Here is a 17,116-nt window from a genome sequence, read left to right as displayed (position 1 = left end):
AGAGGTTGTTGGTCGAGTGAGGCGAAGCAACTCGAGCCCCGCGGATGAACCCGCGCGCGGCAACTTCACCCCGCCGCCGCGCGCGGCCGCGTCATCCTTTGACGTACCCGTGGAACCATCCGTGAGCAGCGGCAGCACCAGCAGGTTCTCGCCCCGCAACTGGCGTGTGCCGACCCGTCTGAACGCCATCCTGCTCGTCCCGGTCCTCGTCGGACTGGTCATGGGCGGCTTCCAGGTGAAGGGATCCATCGACACCTGGGACGAGGCCAAGGACGCCGAGAAGACCGCCGTCATCGTCCAGGCCGCCGCCGAGTACGGCCAGGCGCTCCTGAACGAGCGCGACCTGACGGCCGAGGCCCTGCTCAAGGGCCAGCGCGATTCCGAGCCCGTCCTGAAGGCGTACTCCGCCACCGACGCGGCCAAGGCGAAGTTCGCCCAGGTCGCGAAGAGCCTGCCCGAGGGCCAGGGCCTGGAACGCCGCCTGGAGCTCTTCCGGCAGGAGGAGCCGAAGCTGGAGCAGGTCCGCAAGACGGCCTACCTGTCGCAGCTGGAGACGCCGAAGAAGGCCCTGCCCAGGGCGATGGGCCCGATCCCGACCGAAGAGGGGTACGTGCTGGTCCAGCACTACCTCATGCAGTTCTCCAACGAGCTGGGCCTCGGCACCGGCAACGTGACCTCGTACGGCCGCATGGTCTACGCGCTCGAACTGTCCAAGGCCGCGAACTCGCTCCAGCGCTCGGTGGGCACGCACCTGCTGGTACGGCCCAGCGAGAACGACGACGTCCGCAAGGCCCAGCTCGTCGCCTTCTCCTCGTACGCCTACCTCGAAGAGATCGCCATCGGCGAGTACGTCGCCGCCGGTACCGACGAGGACGTCGCGCGCCTCAAGGACATCATGGGCGCGAAGTCCGCGGAGGGCGCCCGGAAGCTCGTCGACGCCAAGCAGGCGGCCGAGGAGGCGGGCACCGTCTTCCGTGCCCCGCCGGTGGTCAACAACTCGGCGCTCACCGGCATGACCGAGGCGATAGCCAGCGGCGCGAAGCCGTCCGCCCTCGCCCTCGGCGGCACCACCCCGGCAGCCTGGCAGGCCGCCGCGACCGCCAAGTTCGACGGCTACAACCAGCTCGAGAAGGAACTCCTCGACAAGGCCCTCAAGGACGCGGTGGCCGTCTCCGACGAGGCCCGCAACGACGCCATCCTGACCGGCGCCATCGTGGTCGTGGCCCTGCTCGCCGCCTTCATCCTGGCCGGCATGATGGCCCGCCAGATGGGCCGCGCGATGCGCCGGCTGCGCAACGGCGCCTTCGACGTCGCCGAGCAGCGCCTGCCGATGCTCGTCGACCAGCTCTCCCGCACCGACCCGGGCAAGGTCGACACCCGCGTGGTGCCGATCCCGATCGACTCCCAGGACGAGATCGGCGAGGTCGCCCGCGCCTTCGACCAGATCCACCGCGAGGCCGTCCGGCTCGCCGCCGAGCAGGCCCTCCTGCGGGGCAACGTCAACGCGATCTTCACGAACCTCTCCATGCGCAACCAGTCCCTGATCGAGGGCCAGCTGACGCTGATCACCGAGCTGGAGAACAACGAGGCCGACCCGGACCAGCTGGAGAACCTCTTCCGCCTGGACCACCTGGCCACCCGCATGCGCCGCAACGGCGAGAACCTCCTCATCCTCGCGGGCGAGGAGCCGGGCCGCCGCTGGGACCAGCCGGTCCCCCTCGTCGACGTCCTGCGCGCCGCCTCCTCCGAGGTCGAGCAGTACGAGCGCGTGGAGCTCTCGGGCGTCTCGGAGGCCGAGATCCACGGCCAGGCCGTGACCGACCTCGTGCACCTGCTCGCCGAGCTGCTGGAGAACGCCACCACCTTCTCCTCCCCGCAGACCAAGGTCCGGGTCAACGCGACGCGTCTGCCCGACGGCCGGGTGATGGTCGAGATCCACGACAAGGGAATCGGCCTGACGGCCGAGGACTTCGCGGACATCAACCACAAGCTGGCCAACCCGCCGACCGTGGACGCCGCGATCTCGCAGCGCATGGGCCTGTTCGTGGTCGGCCGGCTGGCCGACCGGCACGGCATCCGCGTCCAGCTGCGCCCCTCGGGCGAAGCGGCCGGCACCACCTCGCTGGTCATGCTCCCCGACGCCATCACCCACGGTGGCGGTGGCGAGGAGATCCCGGCGGACGACTTCACGGTCTCCCAGATCATCCCGCGCCAGCAGTCCCAGCAGCCGGCCGCGCTGCGCACGGCCGCCGAGCTCGGCTTCGACGACTCCCGCTACGAGGTCCACCGGGCCGACCAGCCGGGTTACGAAGAGCCCGCCGCCGACCCGGTCGGCCGCTCCCTGGGCCGTGAGGACCGCCGGGCCGCGCTGGAGGCGCAGGTCGGCTACCCGCAGGCGCAGCCCCAGTACGACGAGCCCGCGGCGGACTATCCGGAACCCCAGCCGGAGCACGCGTACCAGCCGTACCAGGGCTACGAGCAGCAGCCCGCGCAGGGCTACGACCTCGGTTACGAATCCGCTCAGGCCGGGCAGGGATACGACGCGTACACCCAGCAGGAGTACGCGTATCCGGAACCGGAGTACACGGATCAGCGACAGGAAGTCCCGGCCTATGACGGCGGGTACGATTCCCCTTCCACAGCGGCGGAGTGGCCCCAGCAGAACACCTACACGGGCTCCTACCAGCAGGATTACGGGACCGAATCGGAATCACCGGCCGCTCCCGAACCGGCCCAGGAGCGCGTAGGCTTCGACCGTCCGGGCACCACTGCCGACGCCGGCCACCAGGTGACCGGGGCGGGCCTGCCGCGACGCGGCAGCCAGCCGCAGCAGCGGCCGGGACAGCAGGAAACGGAGTCCTCCGGATCCCTCTTCGAGCAGCGGCCGCAGCGTCAGCAGCAGCCCGCGGCACCGGAGCGGGCCACCGGGGAAACGGAAGGCCCCGCCGACTGGCGCTCGAACAACGACGAGCGCTGGCAGCAGGCCTCCAAACTCCGTGAGCCGAAGGCGGGCGGGGTCACTCCGTCCGGTCTCCCTCGGCGGGTGCCCAAGGCCAACCTGGTCGAGGGTGCCGCAGAGACGACTCCGCAGGGCGGCCCCCAGGTCTCCCGGGCCCCGGAGGACGTCCGTGGCAGGTTGAGCAACCTGCGACGCGGTGTCGAGCAGGGCCGCAACGCGGGATCCGAGCAGTCAAGTAACAGCTATGACCAGGAGCGTTAGTGTGAGCGCGATGAGCCAGGCGGCGCAGAACCTGAACTGGTTGATCACCAACTTCGTGGACAACACCCCAGGGGTGTCTCACACGGTGGTGGTATCCGCCGACGGCCTCCTTCTGGCTATGTCCGAAGGCTTCCCCCGCGACCGGGCCGACCAGCTCGCCGCGGTGGCCTCCGGGCTGACCTCCCTCACCGCGGGTGCCTCGCGCATCTTCGAGGGCGGCGCCGTCAACCAGACCGTTGTGGAGATGGACCGGGGATTCCTCTTCCTCATGTCCGTCTCCGACGGATCCTCGCTCGCGGTGCTCGCACACCCCGAGTGCGACATCGGCCTGGTGGGTTACGAGATGGCCCTCCTCGTGGACCGCGCCGGCAGTGTCCTCACCCCGGACCTGCGCGCGGAACTGCAGGGCGGACTTCTCAACTAGCAGACAGGCAGTGCGTTTCGCGCCACTGCACCATAGGGTGCGGTGGCGCGGTTCCACAGGGAGTACTGCGTACTTGGAGTCGGAGGAGGAAACGTGACAACACCCGGAGGACATCCCTATGGCGGCGCGCAGCAGCCGCAGGGTGGGCACGACCAGAACCGCTTCAACTTCCCCTCCGCTCCCAGCAACCAGCCCGGGCCGGAGCACAACCCGGCCTCCGGGCAGCCGTACCAGCGGCAGCCCTACCAGCAGCAGCCGCCGCAGTACGGCAGGCCGCAGCAGCCCGGCCAGCCCTACCGGTCCCCGCAGCAGCCTCCGCGCGGCGGGCGCCCGCAGGCTCCGCAGGCGCACAACCCGCTGGTGCGCCCGTACGCGATGACCGGTGGCCGGACCCGGCCGCGCTACCAGCTCGCCATCGAGGCACTGGTCAGCACCACGGCCGATCCCGCGCGTCTGCAAGGGCAGTTGCCCGAGCACCAGCGCATCTGCATCCTGTGCCAGGAGATCAAATCCGTCGCGGAGATCTCGGCACTTCTCTCCATTCCTCTTGGCGTAGCCCGGATCCTCGTCGCCGACCTGGCAGAGGCCGGCCTCGTAGCCATCCACCAGCCCGGCGGCGACGAGTCCGCCGGCGGCCAGCCAGATGTGACACTGCTCGAAAGGGTGCTCAGTGGACTTCGCAAGCTCTAACGGCGGAGCGGCTCCTCGCTCCACCACCTCCGCGAAGATCGTGGTGGCGGGTGGCTTCGGCGTGGGCAAGACCACGTTCGTGGGCGCCGTCTCCGAGATCAACCCCCTGCGCACCGAGGCCGTCATGACGAGCGCCTCCGCCGGCATCGACGACCTGACCCACACCGGGGACAAGACGACCACCACGGTCGCCATGGACTTCGGCCGCATCACCCTGGACCAGGACCTGATCCTGTACCTCTTCGGTACCCCCGGTCAGGACCGCTTCTGGTTCATGTGGGACGACCTCGTGCGCGGCGCCATCGGCGCCGTGGTGCTCGTCGATACCCGCCGTCTCGCCGACTGCTTCCCCGCCGTCGACTACTTCGAGAACAGCGGCCTGCCCTTCGTCATCGCCCTCAACGGCTTCGACGGGCACCAGCCCTACACCCCGGAGGAAGTCCGCGAGGCCCTGCAGATCGGCCCGGACGCCCCCATCATCACCACCGACGCCCGCCACCGCGCGGACGCCAAGAGCGCGCTCATCACCCTGGTCGAGCACGCCCTCATGGCCCGCCTGCGGTAGCCGTGCCGGACCGCATGAGAAAGCCCCCCGCACTCCGAGGAGTGCGGGGGGCTTTCTCATGCGGTCCGGGTACTAGCCCTGCCAGCTGCGGGGGCCGCGGAAGCCGGGGGTGCGTTCCAGGCGGCGCCAGCCGGCCTGGGAGCGGGCGGTCGCGGTGGTGGTGTCGTCGGGGGTGGCCGCGGCGCGGGCGAGGAGGATCGCGGTGATCGCGGCCAGTTCCTCGGGCTCGGCGTTGCCCTTCTCGACCTTCAGCAGGGTGGCGGTGACGTTGCTCATCGGTGGCGGTTCTCCTTCGGGGTCTACTGGGGCGGGTTGCCGTGCTTGCGCGAGGGCAGGTCCGCGTGCTTGTTGCGGAGCATCGCGAGGGCCGCGACGAGGACCTCGCGGGTTTCGGCGGGATCGATGACGTCGTCGACCAGACCCCGCTCGGCCGCGTAGTACGGGTGCATCAGCTCGGCCTTGTACTCCTTGACCATGCGCGCACGCATCGCCTCGGGGTCTTCGGCGTCCGCGATCTGCTTGCGGAAGATGACGTTGGCCGCGCCCTCGGCGCCCATCACCGCGATCTCGTTGGTGGGCCACGCATAAGTGAGGTCCGCGCCGATGGACTGGGAATCCATGACGATGTACGCACCGCCGTAGGCCTTGCGCAGGATCAGCGAGATCCTCGGCACCGTGGCATTGCAGTACGCGTACAGCAGCTTGGCGCCGTGGCGGATGATCCCGCCGTGCTCCTGGTCGACACCCGGCAGGAAGCCGGGGACGTCCAGCAGGGTGATGATCGGAATGTTGAAGGCGTCACAGAGCTGGACGAACCGCGCCGCCTTCTCCGAGGCGTGGATGTCCAGGACACCGGCCAGGTGACCGGGCTGGTTCGCGACGATGCCCACGACCTGCCCGTCCATCCGCGCGAGCGCGCAGATGATGTTGCGGGCCCAGCGCTCGTGGATCTCCAGGACGTCGCCCTCGTCGACGAGCTCCTCGATCACCTTGAGCATGTCGTACGGGCGGTTCCCGTCCGCGGGGACCAGGTCCAGCAGGACCTCCGAGCGGCGGTCGGCCGGGTCGGCGGTCTCGTGGACCGGCGGGTTCTCCCGGTTGTTGGAGGGAAGCATCGAGATGAGGTAACGGACCTCGGAGATGCAGGTCTCCTCGTCGTCGTACGCGAAGTGCGCCACCCCCGAGGTCTCGGCGTGCACGTCCGCGCCGCCCAGGCCGTTCTGGGTGATCTCCTCACCCGTCACCGCACGGACCACGTCCGGGCCGGTGATGAACATCTGCGAGGTCTCCCGGACCATGAACACGAAGTCCGTCAGAGCCGGGGAGTAGGCGGCGCCGCCCGCACACGGGCCCAGCATCACCGAGATCTGCGGGATCACACCCGAGGCCCTGGTGTTGCGCTGGAAGATCCCGCCGTAGCCGGCCAGCGCCGAAACACCCTCCTGGATACGGGCACCCGCACCGTCGTTGAGGGAGACCAGCGGAGCACCGGCCGCGATGGCCATGTCCATGATCTTGTGGATCTTCGTCGCGTGGGCCTCGCCCAGCGCCCCGCCGAAAATCCGGAAATCATGCGCGTACACGAAGACCGTACGGCCCTCGACCGTGCCCCACCCCGTGATCACACCATCGGTGTAAGGCTTCTTCGACTCCAGACCGAACCCCGTCGCACGATGGCGACGCAGCTGCTCGACCTCCTTGAAGGAACCCTCATCGAGCAGCAACGCGATCCGCTCACGAGCGGTCAGCTTGCCCTTCGCATGCTGCGCCTCGGTCGCCCGGTCACTCGGGCCACGCCGCGCCTGCTCACGCAAGTCATGCAGCTCGGCCACGCGGCCGCGAGCGTCCGTCGGCTCGCTCGGAATCTGGTCCACAACGGTCATGTAATGACCTTACGAAGCCGGACCGGAAAAACCCTCCGTCGAATCCACACAGTGTCGGGTGTCTTCCGCTGTCCGTCCCGGACAGAACCACCGGGGGTGCAGCCGAGCCCACCAGGCAGGACCTTGGTCCTTTGTTGGTTTCTCACAAAACTCCCGCCAAGTCACCCGCGGGCGCCGCCGCGCCGCGCACGGGAGCCCAGAGGTTGAAATTTGAACGGAATGGGTCTAGCGTCATTCTTGTTGAAAGTTCAACGAGTGCCGACATCGAGCGGCACCCCTCACCAAGGAGCAGTCATGGGTCTCTTCAACCGCCGCACGCAGGACACCGCCACCACCTCGGCCGCCGTCGCCACCCTCGACGTGGACCCGGCCCTCGCCGCGCTCACCGGTGACTACGTCATCGACGCCTCCCACAGCAGCATCGGCTTCACCGTCCGCCACGCGATGGTCACCAACGTGCGCGGCTCCTTCGCCGACCACGAGGGCGCCCTGCACCTGGACGGCGCCGACCCGTCCCGCTCCACCGCCTCCATCGACGTGAAGATCGCCTCCGTCGACACCGGCATCGGCGACCGCGACGGCCACCTGCGTTCCGGCGACTTCTTCGATGCCGAGACCTTCCCGCTGATGACCTTCCGCTCCACCGAGGCGCAGCAGCTCGGCGGCGACAAGTACCGCATCACCGGCGAGCTGACCATCAAGGACGTCACGCGCCCGCTCGCCATCGACATGGAGTTCGGCGGCGCGGCCACCGACGTCTACGGCAACGAGCGCGTCGGCTTCGAGGGCTCGGCCGAGATCCTGCGCTCCGACTGGGGCCTGACCTGGAACGCGGCGCTGGAGACCGGCGGCGTCATGGTCAGCGACAAGGTGAAGCTGACCTTCGACATCTCGGCGATCAAGCAGGCCTGATCCCCGTCGCGAGCCGCGGGCCGGGGGGCGGCTAGAAGTCGCCCCCGCCGAACCCGCCTCCGCCGTCGAAGCCCCCTCCGCCGCCGAAGTCCCCGCCGCCGAAGTCGGACGGGTTGAAGTCGGCCCCGGACACGTCACCCCCGTCGAAGCCTCCGCCGCCTCCGTCGAATCCGTTGCCGCCGCCGAAGTCGGAGGCGTAGGCCGGACTGGACATCATCGAGCCGAGCATCGTGCCCATGAGCAGGCCGGGCAGGATGCCGCCGCCGAAGTAGCCGCCGGCCCAGGGACCGTACGCCGGGCCGGCGTCGTAGTAGGGGCGCGGACCGTGCTCGGTGTCGACCGTGCGGACCACCGGGTCCCGGCCGTCGCGCAGCCGGACGGCGTCCGCCGCGCAGACCGGGACCGTACGGGCCGCCCCGCCCGCCGGTGCCCAGGCCGCGTCCTCGGTGCTCGGTCCGTGGCGCGGGTCGAAGAAGCAGGGTGCGCGGCGCTCGGGCAGCGGACGGCCCTGTCGGCGCGCGTCGAGGCGGGCCAGTGCGAACCGGCCGTCCTCCAGAGCCTGGGTGACTCCCTTGACCTCCTCCGGGTGCTGCACGGAAGCCATGATCCGCTTGGCCTTCTCGTACGAGTCGAGGCCCTGCTCGTAGTCCGCGCGCATCGCGTCGTCGGCGCCGGCCTCACCGGGGTGGAAGTCGAGCCGCTCCAGTTCCTCGCCGAAGGCCGTGATGTCCTCGTCGACGACCACGCTCAGCCGGGCGATGGACTCGCGCCGGAGCTCTTCCTTCTTCTTGCGGTTGCGCTTGACCAGCGCGTACGCCCCGCCACCGCCGACGGCGGCCACCACGCCGAGCCCGATCAGGGCGCCCACCGGGGCCCCGCCGTCGGTGCTCGCGGTGCCCCAGGAGGCAGGGGCCTTGCCCTTGGCCTGGGTGAGGGCCTGGTCCACGAAGTTGTTGAGCTCGGTGCTCGCGGTCGCGTCGGCGGGTCCGCCCGCCTTGACGGCGTCGACCAGGTTGCGGACCGCGTTGCCCGGCATGACGGCCCGGTCGGCGCCGGCGTTGAAGCCGTCCCCGAGCCGGATCGCGTAGAGCCCGGTGATGCCGGTCTCGGTACGGACCGTCTTGAGCACGCTGGCGGCGGGGAACTCGGCGGTGGCCGGCAGCACGGCCACGAACACCGGCTTTCCGGCGTCCTTGATCTTCTTGGCGAGCGCCTCCGCCTGCGCGGGCGGCAGCTGGGCCTCGGCGCGGGGGTCCACGTAGACCGGGCCCTTCTTGAGGGCCTGGGCCACGGCGGTGGTCCCGTCGGCCGCCGATGCCTGCGGGGCGACCAGCAGCGCGGTCGCGGACAGCGCCAGCAGCAGAGCGGCCAGCAGCGATCCAAAAGGTGCGGATATAAGCCTGGTCCTCATATCCATGACGCTACCCGAACGGGTGCAATCCTGTGTGAGTAGGACATAAGGCCCACCGGGCCGCCCGTCGCGTCTCTCGGTCGCACCCCTTGGTCGCACCCCTTGGTCGCACCTCGCCGTCTCACCCTGCCGGAGCACGGTGAGACGGCGTCCGCGGACTACTCCGCCGGCTCCACGCCCGCGTGCAGGAGGCCGTAGGTGAAGGCGTCTTCCAGGGCCTGCCAGGACGCGGCGATGACGTTCGGGGCAACGCCGACCGTGTTCCACTCGCGGGCGCCGTCCGTCGTGGTGACCAGGACCCGGGTCGTGGAGGACGTGCCGTGTGCGCCCTCCAGGATGCGGACCTTGTAGTCGGTCAGCTCGAACTTCGCCAGCTGGGGGTAGAAGCGCTCCAGGGCGACGCGCAGGGCGCGGTCCAGCGCGTTGACCGGGCCGTTGCCCTCCGCCGTCGCGACGATCCGCTCCCCCTTGGCCCACAGCTTCACCGTGGCCTCGTTGGCGTGCGTGCCGTCGGGGCGGTCCTCGACGATGGCCCGCCAGGACTCGATGCGGAAGTACTTGCGCGCCCGGCCCTCGGCCTCGGCGCGCAGCAGCAGCTCGAAGGAGGCATCGGCGGCTTCGTAGGTGTAGCCCTGGAGCTCGCGCTCCTTGACCCGCTCCACCACCCGGGAGACCAGCGCGCGGTCCCCGCCGAGGTCGACGCCGAGCTCCTTGCCCTTGAGCTCGATGGAGGCCCGGCCGGCCATGTCCGAGACGAGCATCCGCATGGTGTTGCCGACGCGCGCGGGGTCGATGTGCTGGTACAGGTCCGGGTCGACCTTGATGGCCGAGGCGTGCAGGCCCGCCTTGTGCGCGAAGGCGGAGACGCCGACGTAGGGCTGGTGCGTGGAGGGGGTGAGGTTGACGACCTCGGCGATGGCGTGCGAGATCCGGGTCATCTCGGCGAGGGCGCCCGCCGGGAGGACCGTACGGCCGTACTTGATCTCCAGCGCGGCGACGACCGGGAAGAGGTTGGCGTTGCCGACCCGCTCGCCGTAGCCGTTCGCGGTGCACTGCACGTGCGTGGCGCCCGCGTCCACGGCGGCCAGCGTGTTGGCGACGGCGCAGCCGGTGTCGTCCTGGGCGTGGATGCCCAGACGGGCGCCGGTGTCGGCCAGCACGGTCGCCACGGTCGCGGTGATCTGCGCGGGCAGCATGCCGCCGTTGGTGTCGCAGAGGACCACGACGTCGGCGCCCGCCTCGTGCGCGGCCCGTACGACGGACTTCGCGTACTCGGCGTTGGCCCGGTAGCCGTCGAAGAAGTGCTCGCAGTCGACGAAGACCCGGCGGCCCTGGGAGACCAGGTGGGCGACGGTGTCGCGGACCATCTCCAGGTTCTCGTCGAGCGTGGTGCGCAGGGCGAGCTCGACGTGCCGGTCGTGGGACTTGGCGACCAGGGTGATCACCGGGGCGCCGGATTCCAGCAGGGCGCGGACCTGCGGGTCGGTGGCGGCCGAGCCGCCCGCCCGGCGGGTCGCACCGAAGGCGACGAGCTGGGCGTGCTTGAAGTCGATCTCCGCGCGGGCACGGGAGAAGAACTCCGTGTCGCGGGGGTTGGCGCCGGGCCAGCCGCCCTCGATGAAGCCCACCCCGAAGTCGTCCAGGTGCCGGGCGATCGTCAGCTTGTCCGCGACCGTGAGGTTGATGCCCTCACGCTGGGCACCGTCGCGCAGGGTCGTGTCGAAGACGTGGAACCCGTCATCGGGGCCGGGGCCCGAAGCCGGCGCAGTCGGCTCGGTGGCCTCTGTCGTCGTCATGCTGATCTGACTCCTGTCGGATGGGTGGTTCCGGATGCCCGCCCTCGGGCAGGCCGACGCCACTGCCCCCATCATCGCGCGCTGCCCGATTCCGGTCTGTTCGGGCCGGAAAACGAAAAAACCTCTCGCGGGTGCGAGAGGTCTGCGCGCGGGTCTGGGGCACGGTGGCCGCCTCCGCGAAGTTCTTCCGCGGCTCAGCGGCCACTGGGGACCGGCGCGCTGCTGTCCATAATCATGAGCTGAGCAGGCACGTCGGCAGTCTGCCATACCGCATGCCGCGCATGGACGGGGATCTCACCATGCGGGCACTCCCGTCCGATGGGCGGAGGGGCGGGGCGCAGGAGCGGGGCGGGGCGGCCCGCTCAGGCGCCGGCTCCAGGGGTCAGCGCCTCGCTGAGGAACTCGCCGACGTGGTCGAGGATGTCGCCCCGGTCTATTCCGGGCAGGCCGACGGCGACCTGGATGCTGAACCCGTCGAGCAGGGCCCGCAGCCGGGCCGCGAAGCGGTCCGGGTCGACCGGGCGGAACTCTCCGCGCGAGATGCCCTCGGCGAGCAGGGCCACCAGGTCGCGGTGCCAGGCGCCCTCGATGGCCCCCTGGCGCTCCCGCTCCCCCGGTCCCGCGTTCTGCGAGCGGTTCCAGACCTCCAGCCACAGCGTCCAGTGCGGATCCCGGGCACCCTCGGGCACGTACAGGTCCACGTACGCCTGCAGGCGCTCGCGCGCCGGGCCGCGGCGGGACAGCAGGGCGCGGCGCCGGGTGCCGAGCGCCGCCTCGCTCCACTCCAGGGTCTGCAGCAGGAGCTCGTCCTTGGTGCGGAAGTAGTAGAGGAGGTGGCCGCTGCTCATGCCGACCTGGCGGCCCAGGCCGGCCATGGTCAGACCGTCCAGGCCGCGTTCGGCGATGGTGGCCATGGCGGCGACCAGTACGTCCTCGCGCGGCGGCGCGTTCTTGCGCGCGGCACGTACCTCACCCGCCACCATGGCCCACTCCTCGTCCCGGCCGCCCTCTCGGGTCAGACCTTCGGCTGCTGCTGGGTGATGCAGTGGATACCGCCACCCCCGGCGAAAATCGTACGTGCGTCGACGAGCGTCACGGTCCGCTCGGGGAACAGACCGCGGAAGATCTCCGCCGCCTCCTCGTCGCGCGGGTCGTCGAAGGCGCAGAGGACCACGCCGCCGTTGCACAGGTAGTGGTTGATGTAGGAGTAGTCGACCCACTCCCCGTCCTCTTCCAGCACGGTCGGCGCCGGGATCTCCACGACCTGGAGCTGTCGCCCCCGGGCGTCGGTGGACGCGCGCAGGATGGCGGCGATGGTCTTGCCGCGCTCGTGGTCCGGGTGGGCCGGGTCGGGCTGGCTGTGGACCATGACCACGCCGGGGCGGGCGAAGGCGGCGACGATGTCCACGTGGCCCTGGGTGCCGTAGGTGCCGTAGTCGCCCGCCAGGCCGTACGGGAGCCAGATCGCCTTGGTGGTGCCCAGGTGGGCGTGGATCTCGGCCTCGACCTGCTCGCGGGTCCAGTCGGGGTTGCGGCCCTTGCCGAGCTGCACGGTGTCGGTGAGGAGCACGGTGCCCTCGCCGTCCACGTGGATGGCGCCGCCCTCGTTGACCAGCGCGGTGCTGTAGGTGCGGGTCCCGACGAGGCCGGAGATCTCCCGGGCGATCTTCGAGTCGTGGTCCCAGCGGGCCCAGTCCTGGGCGCCCCAGCCGTTGAAGGTCCAGTCGACGGCCGCCAGCTCGCCGGCGTCGTTGGTGACGAAGGTCGGGCCGATGTCGCGCATCCAGGCGTCGTCGAGCTCGCGCTCGACCAGCTCGATGCCGTCGCCCACGACGGCGCGGGCGCTCTCCGCGTCACCGGGCGAGACGACGAGGGTCACCGGCTCGTACGAGTGCACCGCGCGGGCCACGGCGCCCCAGGCCTCGCGGGCTTCGGCGAGCTCCTGCTCGTTGGTGAAGGTGGGGTTGGGGCTGGGCCAGGCCATCCAGGTGCGCTCGTGGGGCGTCCACTCGGCGGGCATCCGGAATCCGGCGTTCACGGGGGTGGTGTCGGTCATGGCAGGGAGGTCCTTAAGGGCTGTGCTGGCTTACAGACAGTGCTGGTCTAAAGGAAGTAAAGGCGGTTGAGGGAGACCGATTCGGCGGCTTCGGAGCGCAGCGGTTCCCCGTCGAGGGAGACGAGTCCGCTGCGCGCGTCCACATCGACCGCGCCCACCCGGGAGTTGAGGAGCAGGTTCCCGGGGCCGATGCCCCGGGTGCCGCGGACGGCGACCCTGCGCCTGCGGGTCGGCATCTCGTCGCTGCCCAGCGCCGCCGCGGCGGCCGAGACGAAGGCGACGGAGATGTCGGCCGCGGTGGCCCCGTACGAGCCGAACTGCGGGCCGAGGACCAGCGGTTCGCAGGTGTCGGTGGCGGCGTTGGGGTCGCCGGTGACCCCGTAGGCCGGGAAGCCGGACTTGAGGACCAGCTGCGGCTTGGCGCCGAAGAACTGGGGGCGCCACAGCACGATGTCGGCGAGCTTGCCGACCTCGATGGAGCCGATCTCGTGGGCCAGGCCGTGGGCGATGGCCGGGTTGATGGTCAGCTTGGCCATGTAGCGCAGCACGCGGGCGTTGTCGTCGCCCTCGCCGTCGCCGGCCAGCGGTCCCAGCTCGCCCTTCATCTTCGCGGCCATGGCGAAGGTACGGCGGATGGTCTCGCCCGCGCGGCCCATGCCCTGGGCGTCGGAGGAGGTGATGCCGATCGCGCCGAGGTCGTGCAGGACGTCCTCGGCCCCCATCGTTCCGGCGCGGATCCGGTCGCGGGCCATGGCGGCGTCGCCGGGGAGGTCCGGCTTGAGGTCGTGGACGGAGACGATCATCCCGTAGTGCTCGGCGACCGCGTCCCGGCCGAAGGGCAGGGTCGGGTTGGTGGAGGAGCCGATGACGTTCGGGACGCCGGCCATCTTCAGGACGTTGGGGACGTGCCCGCCGCCGCAGCCCTCGATGTGGAAGGCGTGGATGGTCCGGCCGTCGAGCACCCGCAGGGTGTCCTCGACGGAGAGGCACTCGTTGAGGCCGTCGCTGTGCAGGGCGACCTGGACGTCGTGCTCCTCGGCGACGCGCAGGGCCGTGTCCAGGGCGCGGGTGTGCGCGCCCATGTCCTCGTGGACCTTGAAGCCGGAAGCCCCGCCCTCGGCGAGGGCCTCGATCAGCGGGGCCGGGTCCGAGGAGGAACCGCGGGCCAGGAAGCCGATGTTGACGGGCCAGGCGTCGAAGGCGTTGAAGGCGTGCTTGAGGGCCCACGGCGAGTTGACCCCGACGCCCCAGACCGGGCCGAACTCCTGGCCGATGATCGTGGTGACGCCCGCGGCGAGCGAGGCCTCCATGATGCGCGGGGAGAGCAGGTGCACGTGGGTGTCGACGGCTCCGGCGGTGGCGATCATGCCCTCGCCGGAGACGATGCTGGTCCCGGTGCCGACCACGACGTCGACCCCGTCGAGGGTGTCGGGGTTGCCGGCCCGGCCGATCGCGTGGATGCGGCCCTCGCGGATGCCGATGGAGACCTTGCGGATGCCGAGGACGGCGTCGATGACCAGCACGTTGCTGATCACCACGTCGCAGGTGTCGCGGACGGCGGCGGCCTTCAGGTGCAGCCCGTCGCGGGCCGTCTTGCCGAAGCCGGCCAGGAACTCGTCCCCGGGCTTCTGCGAGTCGGACTCCACGCGGACGGTCAGCCCGGAGTCGCCGAGCCGGACCCGGTCCCCGGCCCTGGGGCCGAAGACGGAGGCGTACTCGTGCGGGTCGATGTGCCGGCTGCCGGGCGCGCAGTGCGCGCTGTGGTCCGCGTGGGGTGTCTGCCGGCTCATGCGGTCGTCCCTTCCGGGCGGTCGTTGGCGTCGGGGGCGGCGGTCGCGCCGAGATAACCGCAGGCTTCGGCGCGGGTCAGCGCCAGCTCCTTGGCTCCGGGAGCGTCCAGCGGGCCGTCGACCAGTCCGGCGAAGCCGATGGCGATGCGTGCGCCGCCGATCGGGACCAGGGCGACCTCGGCCTCGCCGCCGGGGTCGAAGCGGACGGAGGAGCCCGCGGGCACGCACAGCCGCATGCCGTACGCCGCCGCGCGGTCGAAGTCGAGGCGCGGGTTGGCCTCGAAGAAGTGGAAGTGGGAGGTGACGCTGACCGGCACCGTGGCGGTGTTGCGCACGTGCAGGTGGACCGCGGGTTCCGGCTGGGGGGCTCCGGGGCCGGGTACGACCGCGCCCGGGGCGTCCTCGCCCAGGCCGACGGCGCCGCGGATCGGGGACGAGACCACCGCGAGGCGGGATCCGTCGTCGAAGACGGCCTCCACGTGCACCTCGGTGACCACGTCGCTGACGCCGGGCAGCACGTCGGCGGGGCCGAGCACGGAGCGGGCCTCCTCGATGGCCTCCGCCAGCCGCTTGCCGTCACGCGCGGCCTCGCAGACCGTGTCCGCGATGAGCGCGGTGGCCTCGGGGACGTTGAGTTTGAGTCCGCGGGCCCGTCGGGCCCTGGCCAGTTCCGCAGCGCCACGCAGAAGCAGCCGGTCGCGCTCCGTAGGGGTCAGCCGCACGCCGATCCACCACCCTTTGAGTCGATGGGTTAGAGCATCACTCTAACTCTTCATTTCCCTGCAATGAAGCATTGACCTGGGACCAGGGCTTAGGTCACATTGAGTGTCGCTCAAACATTCCACACGCCGCATTGCCACCCCCCGCCCTGCCAAGGGAGTCCCCCCATGCCCATCGAACAGCGCGGAGTCGACACCATCCCGGAGGAGGAACGGACCAGCGGTCCCCGTGACCTGATGTCGATCCTCCTCGGCTCCAATCTCTGCCTCGGTGTGATCGTCTTCGGCTGGCTGCCCCCGTCCTTCGGACTGGGTCTGTGGCCGTCGGTCACCGCCATCGTGACCGGCACCCTCGTCGGCATCGCCTTCACCGCGCCGCTGGCGCTCGTCTCCCTGCGCACGGGGACCAACCTGTCCACCTCCAGCGGCGCCCAGTTCGGTGTCCGCGGCCGGCTCGTCGGCTCGGTGGTCGGCCTGCTGCTCTCCCTCGGCTACACCGCGCTGACCCTGTGGATAGGCGGCGACGTGATGGTCGGCGCCCTGTCCCGGCTCACCGGGCTGCCGGACACCGGCCTCTCCCGGGCCGTGATGTACGGCGTGCTCGCCGCGTGCACCGTCGTGGCGGCCGTCTTCGGCTACCGGCTGCTGCTGCGCATGAGCAAGGTGCTCTCCATCGGCATGGTGCTGCTGCTGGCCGTCGGCGTGTTCGCCTACGCCCCCGACTTCACCACCGCCGCCCCGCCCGACACCGCGTACCTGCTCGGCTCCTTCTGGCCGACCTGGCTGCTCGCCGCCGTCGCGGCCGGGCTCAGCGGGCCCGTCGCCTTCATCACCCTGCTCGGCGACTACACCCGCTACATCTCCCCGCGCAGGCACAGCTCCCGCAAGGTGCTCTGGTCCACCGGGCTCGGCCTGCTCATCGGGCTGCTGATCCCGCAGCTCTTCGGCACCTACACCGCGCTCGCCGCCCGGGCGGGCGCCGAGTACGCAGGTCCGCTGGTCGACGCCGCGCCGTTCTGGTACCTGGTTCCGCTGCTGGCCGCCGCGGGGGCCGGGTCGGTCGGCAACGCCGGGCTGATGCTCTACTCCATGGGCCTCGACCTCGACGCCATCGTCCCCAAGGCCACCCGCACCACGGCCACCGTGATCGCCGCCGCCGTGGCCACCGCGTTCGTGTTCGTCGGCTCCTTCGAGTGGGACGTCCAGGCCGCGATGACCTCGTTCGTGCTGCTGCTGACCGCGATCGGCACCCCGTGGGCCGTGATCACCCTCATCGGCTACGTCCGCTGCCGCGGCCACTACGACGCCGAGGCCCTCCAGGTCTTCAACCGCCGCGCCAAGGGCGGCGTCTACTGGTTCCGCGGCGGCTGGAACATCCCGGCCACCCTCTCCTGGGCCGTCGGCGCGGGCGTCGGCCTGCTCGCCGTGACCACCCCGTTCTACGAGGGCCCGCTGCTGGCCCTGACCGGCGGCGTGGACTGCTCCTTCGTCCTGTCCGGCCTGACCGGCGGCCTGGTGTACGCGGCCCTGACCGCCCGCACGGCCCCCGCCCCGGCCGCGGAGGCCGTCGAGGAGCCGGTGGCCGCCTGAGACGGCGATCAACCGTTCGGCCCTCGGTGGCGTCTACCCATACAGCGGCGGCCGAACAGG

At 70.9% G+C, this 17,116-nt stretch carries 14 protein-coding genes; 6 read left to right on the top strand and 8 right to left on the bottom strand.

What is annotated here, in order from left to right:
* Positions 1-16 precede the first annotated feature (16 nt).
* From ACFYM0_RS29510 to ACFYM0_RS29495, 4 genes are all read left to right on the top strand, one after another.
* Positions 17-3,220: a nitrate- and nitrite sensing domain-containing protein gene (locus tag ACFYM0_RS29510; protein ID WP_388506625.1), complete on the top strand. Its 3,204-nt coding sequence runs from the start codon at positions 17-19 to the stop codon at positions 3,218-3,220.
* A gap of 10 nt (positions 3,221-3,230) precedes the next feature.
* A complete protein-coding gene (locus ACFYM0_RS29505; protein ID WP_243337850.1) occupies positions 3,231-3,644 on the top strand; it encodes a roadblock/LC7 domain-containing protein in 414 nt (137 codons plus the stop codon).
* Positions 3,645-3,737: 93 nt separating this feature from the next.
* Positions 3,738-4,334, top strand: a complete 597-nt coding sequence (locus ACFYM0_RS29500; RefSeq protein WP_388506623.1) for a DUF742 domain-containing protein — start codon at positions 3,738-3,740, stop codon at positions 4,332-4,334.
* The gene (locus ACFYM0_RS29495; protein WP_007266770.1) at positions 4,315-4,899 is read left to right on the top strand and encodes an ATP/GTP-binding protein; all 585 of its coding nucleotides are present in this window, start codon (positions 4,315-4,317) and stop codon (positions 4,897-4,899) included. Before ACFYM0_RS29500 ends, ACFYM0_RS29495 begins: the two co-directional genes overlap by 20 nt.
* A gap of 72 nt (positions 4,900-4,971) precedes the next feature.
* Here ACFYM0_RS29495 and ACFYM0_RS29490 read toward each other — a convergent pair whose 3' ends face one another.
* Complete coding sequence (locus ACFYM0_RS29490; RefSeq protein ID WP_388497675.1) at positions 4,972-5,175, bottom strand: acyl-CoA carboxylase subunit epsilon; 204 nt, start codon at positions 5,173-5,175, stop codon at positions 4,972-4,974.
* Between the two features lie 23 nt (positions 5,176-5,198).
* Positions 5,199-6,782: an acyl-CoA carboxylase subunit beta gene (locus tag ACFYM0_RS29485; RefSeq protein WP_388506621.1), complete on the bottom strand. Its 1,584-nt coding sequence runs from the start codon at positions 6,780-6,782 to the stop codon at positions 5,199-5,201.
* A 294-nt stretch (positions 6,783-7,076) separates the two neighbouring features.
* On the opposite strand from ACFYM0_RS29485, the gene ACFYM0_RS29480 reads away from it, so the two are divergent.
* Positions 7,077-7,694 carry a YceI family protein gene (locus ACFYM0_RS29480; RefSeq protein WP_388506619.1) on the top strand — a complete coding sequence of 206 codons (618 nt, stop codon included), beginning with the start codon at positions 7,077-7,079 and terminating at the stop codon, positions 7,692-7,694.
* Between the two features lie 31 nt (positions 7,695-7,725).
* On the opposite strand, the gene ACFYM0_RS29475 is transcribed toward ACFYM0_RS29480, so the two are convergent.
* The 6 genes from ACFYM0_RS29475 to ureA form a co-directional block, all read right to left on the bottom strand.
* Positions 7,726-9,105 carry a hypothetical protein gene (locus tag ACFYM0_RS29475; RefSeq protein ID WP_388506617.1) on the bottom strand — a complete coding sequence of 460 codons (1,380 nt, stop codon included), beginning with the start codon at positions 9,103-9,105 and terminating at the stop codon, positions 7,726-7,728.
* A 158-nt stretch (positions 9,106-9,263) separates the two neighbouring features.
* Positions 9,264-10,901: a citramalate synthase gene (gene cimA, locus ACFYM0_RS29470; RefSeq protein ID WP_327255115.1), complete on the bottom strand. Its 1,638-nt coding sequence runs from the start codon at positions 10,899-10,901 to the stop codon at positions 9,264-9,266.
* Between the two features lie 362 nt (positions 10,902-11,263).
* On the bottom strand, positions 11,264-11,884 hold the full coding sequence (locus tag ACFYM0_RS29465; protein ID WP_327255114.1) for a TetR/AcrR family transcriptional regulator: 621 nt from the start codon (positions 11,882-11,884) through the stop codon (positions 11,264-11,266).
* 32 nt (positions 11,885-11,916) lie between these two features.
* Positions 11,917-12,957 (bottom strand): agmatine/peptidylarginine deiminase, encoded by a 1,041-nt coding sequence (locus ACFYM0_RS29460; RefSeq protein WP_388506614.1) that lies wholly within the window; start codon positions 12,955-12,957, stop codon positions 11,917-11,919.
* A gap of 47 nt (positions 12,958-13,004) precedes the next feature.
* A complete protein-coding gene (locus tag ACFYM0_RS29455; RefSeq protein WP_388506612.1) occupies positions 13,005-14,747 on the bottom strand; it encodes an urease subunit alpha in 1,743 nt (580 codons plus the stop codon).
* A complete protein-coding gene (ureA, locus tag ACFYM0_RS29450) occupies positions 14,744-15,469 on the bottom strand; it encodes an urease subunit gamma (RefSeq protein WP_388506610.1) in 726 nt (241 codons plus the stop codon). Before ureA ends, ACFYM0_RS29455 begins: the two co-directional genes overlap by 4 nt.
* Positions 15,470-15,634: 165 nt before the next feature.
* On the opposite strand from ureA, the gene ACFYM0_RS29445 reads away from it, so the two are divergent.
* Complete coding sequence (locus ACFYM0_RS29445; RefSeq protein WP_388506608.1) at positions 15,635-17,056, top strand: cytosine permease; 1,422 nt, start codon at positions 15,635-15,637, stop codon at positions 17,054-17,056.
* Positions 17,057-17,116 lie beyond the last annotated feature (60 nt).

The sequence above is a fragment of the Streptomyces sp. NPDC006487 genome, assembly GCF_042870555.1.
In the GTDB taxonomy this organism is placed as follows: Bacteria; Actinomycetota; Actinomycetes; order Streptomycetales; family Streptomycetaceae; genus Streptomyces.
This window is presented reverse-complemented; position numbering and strand designations above follow the sequence as displayed.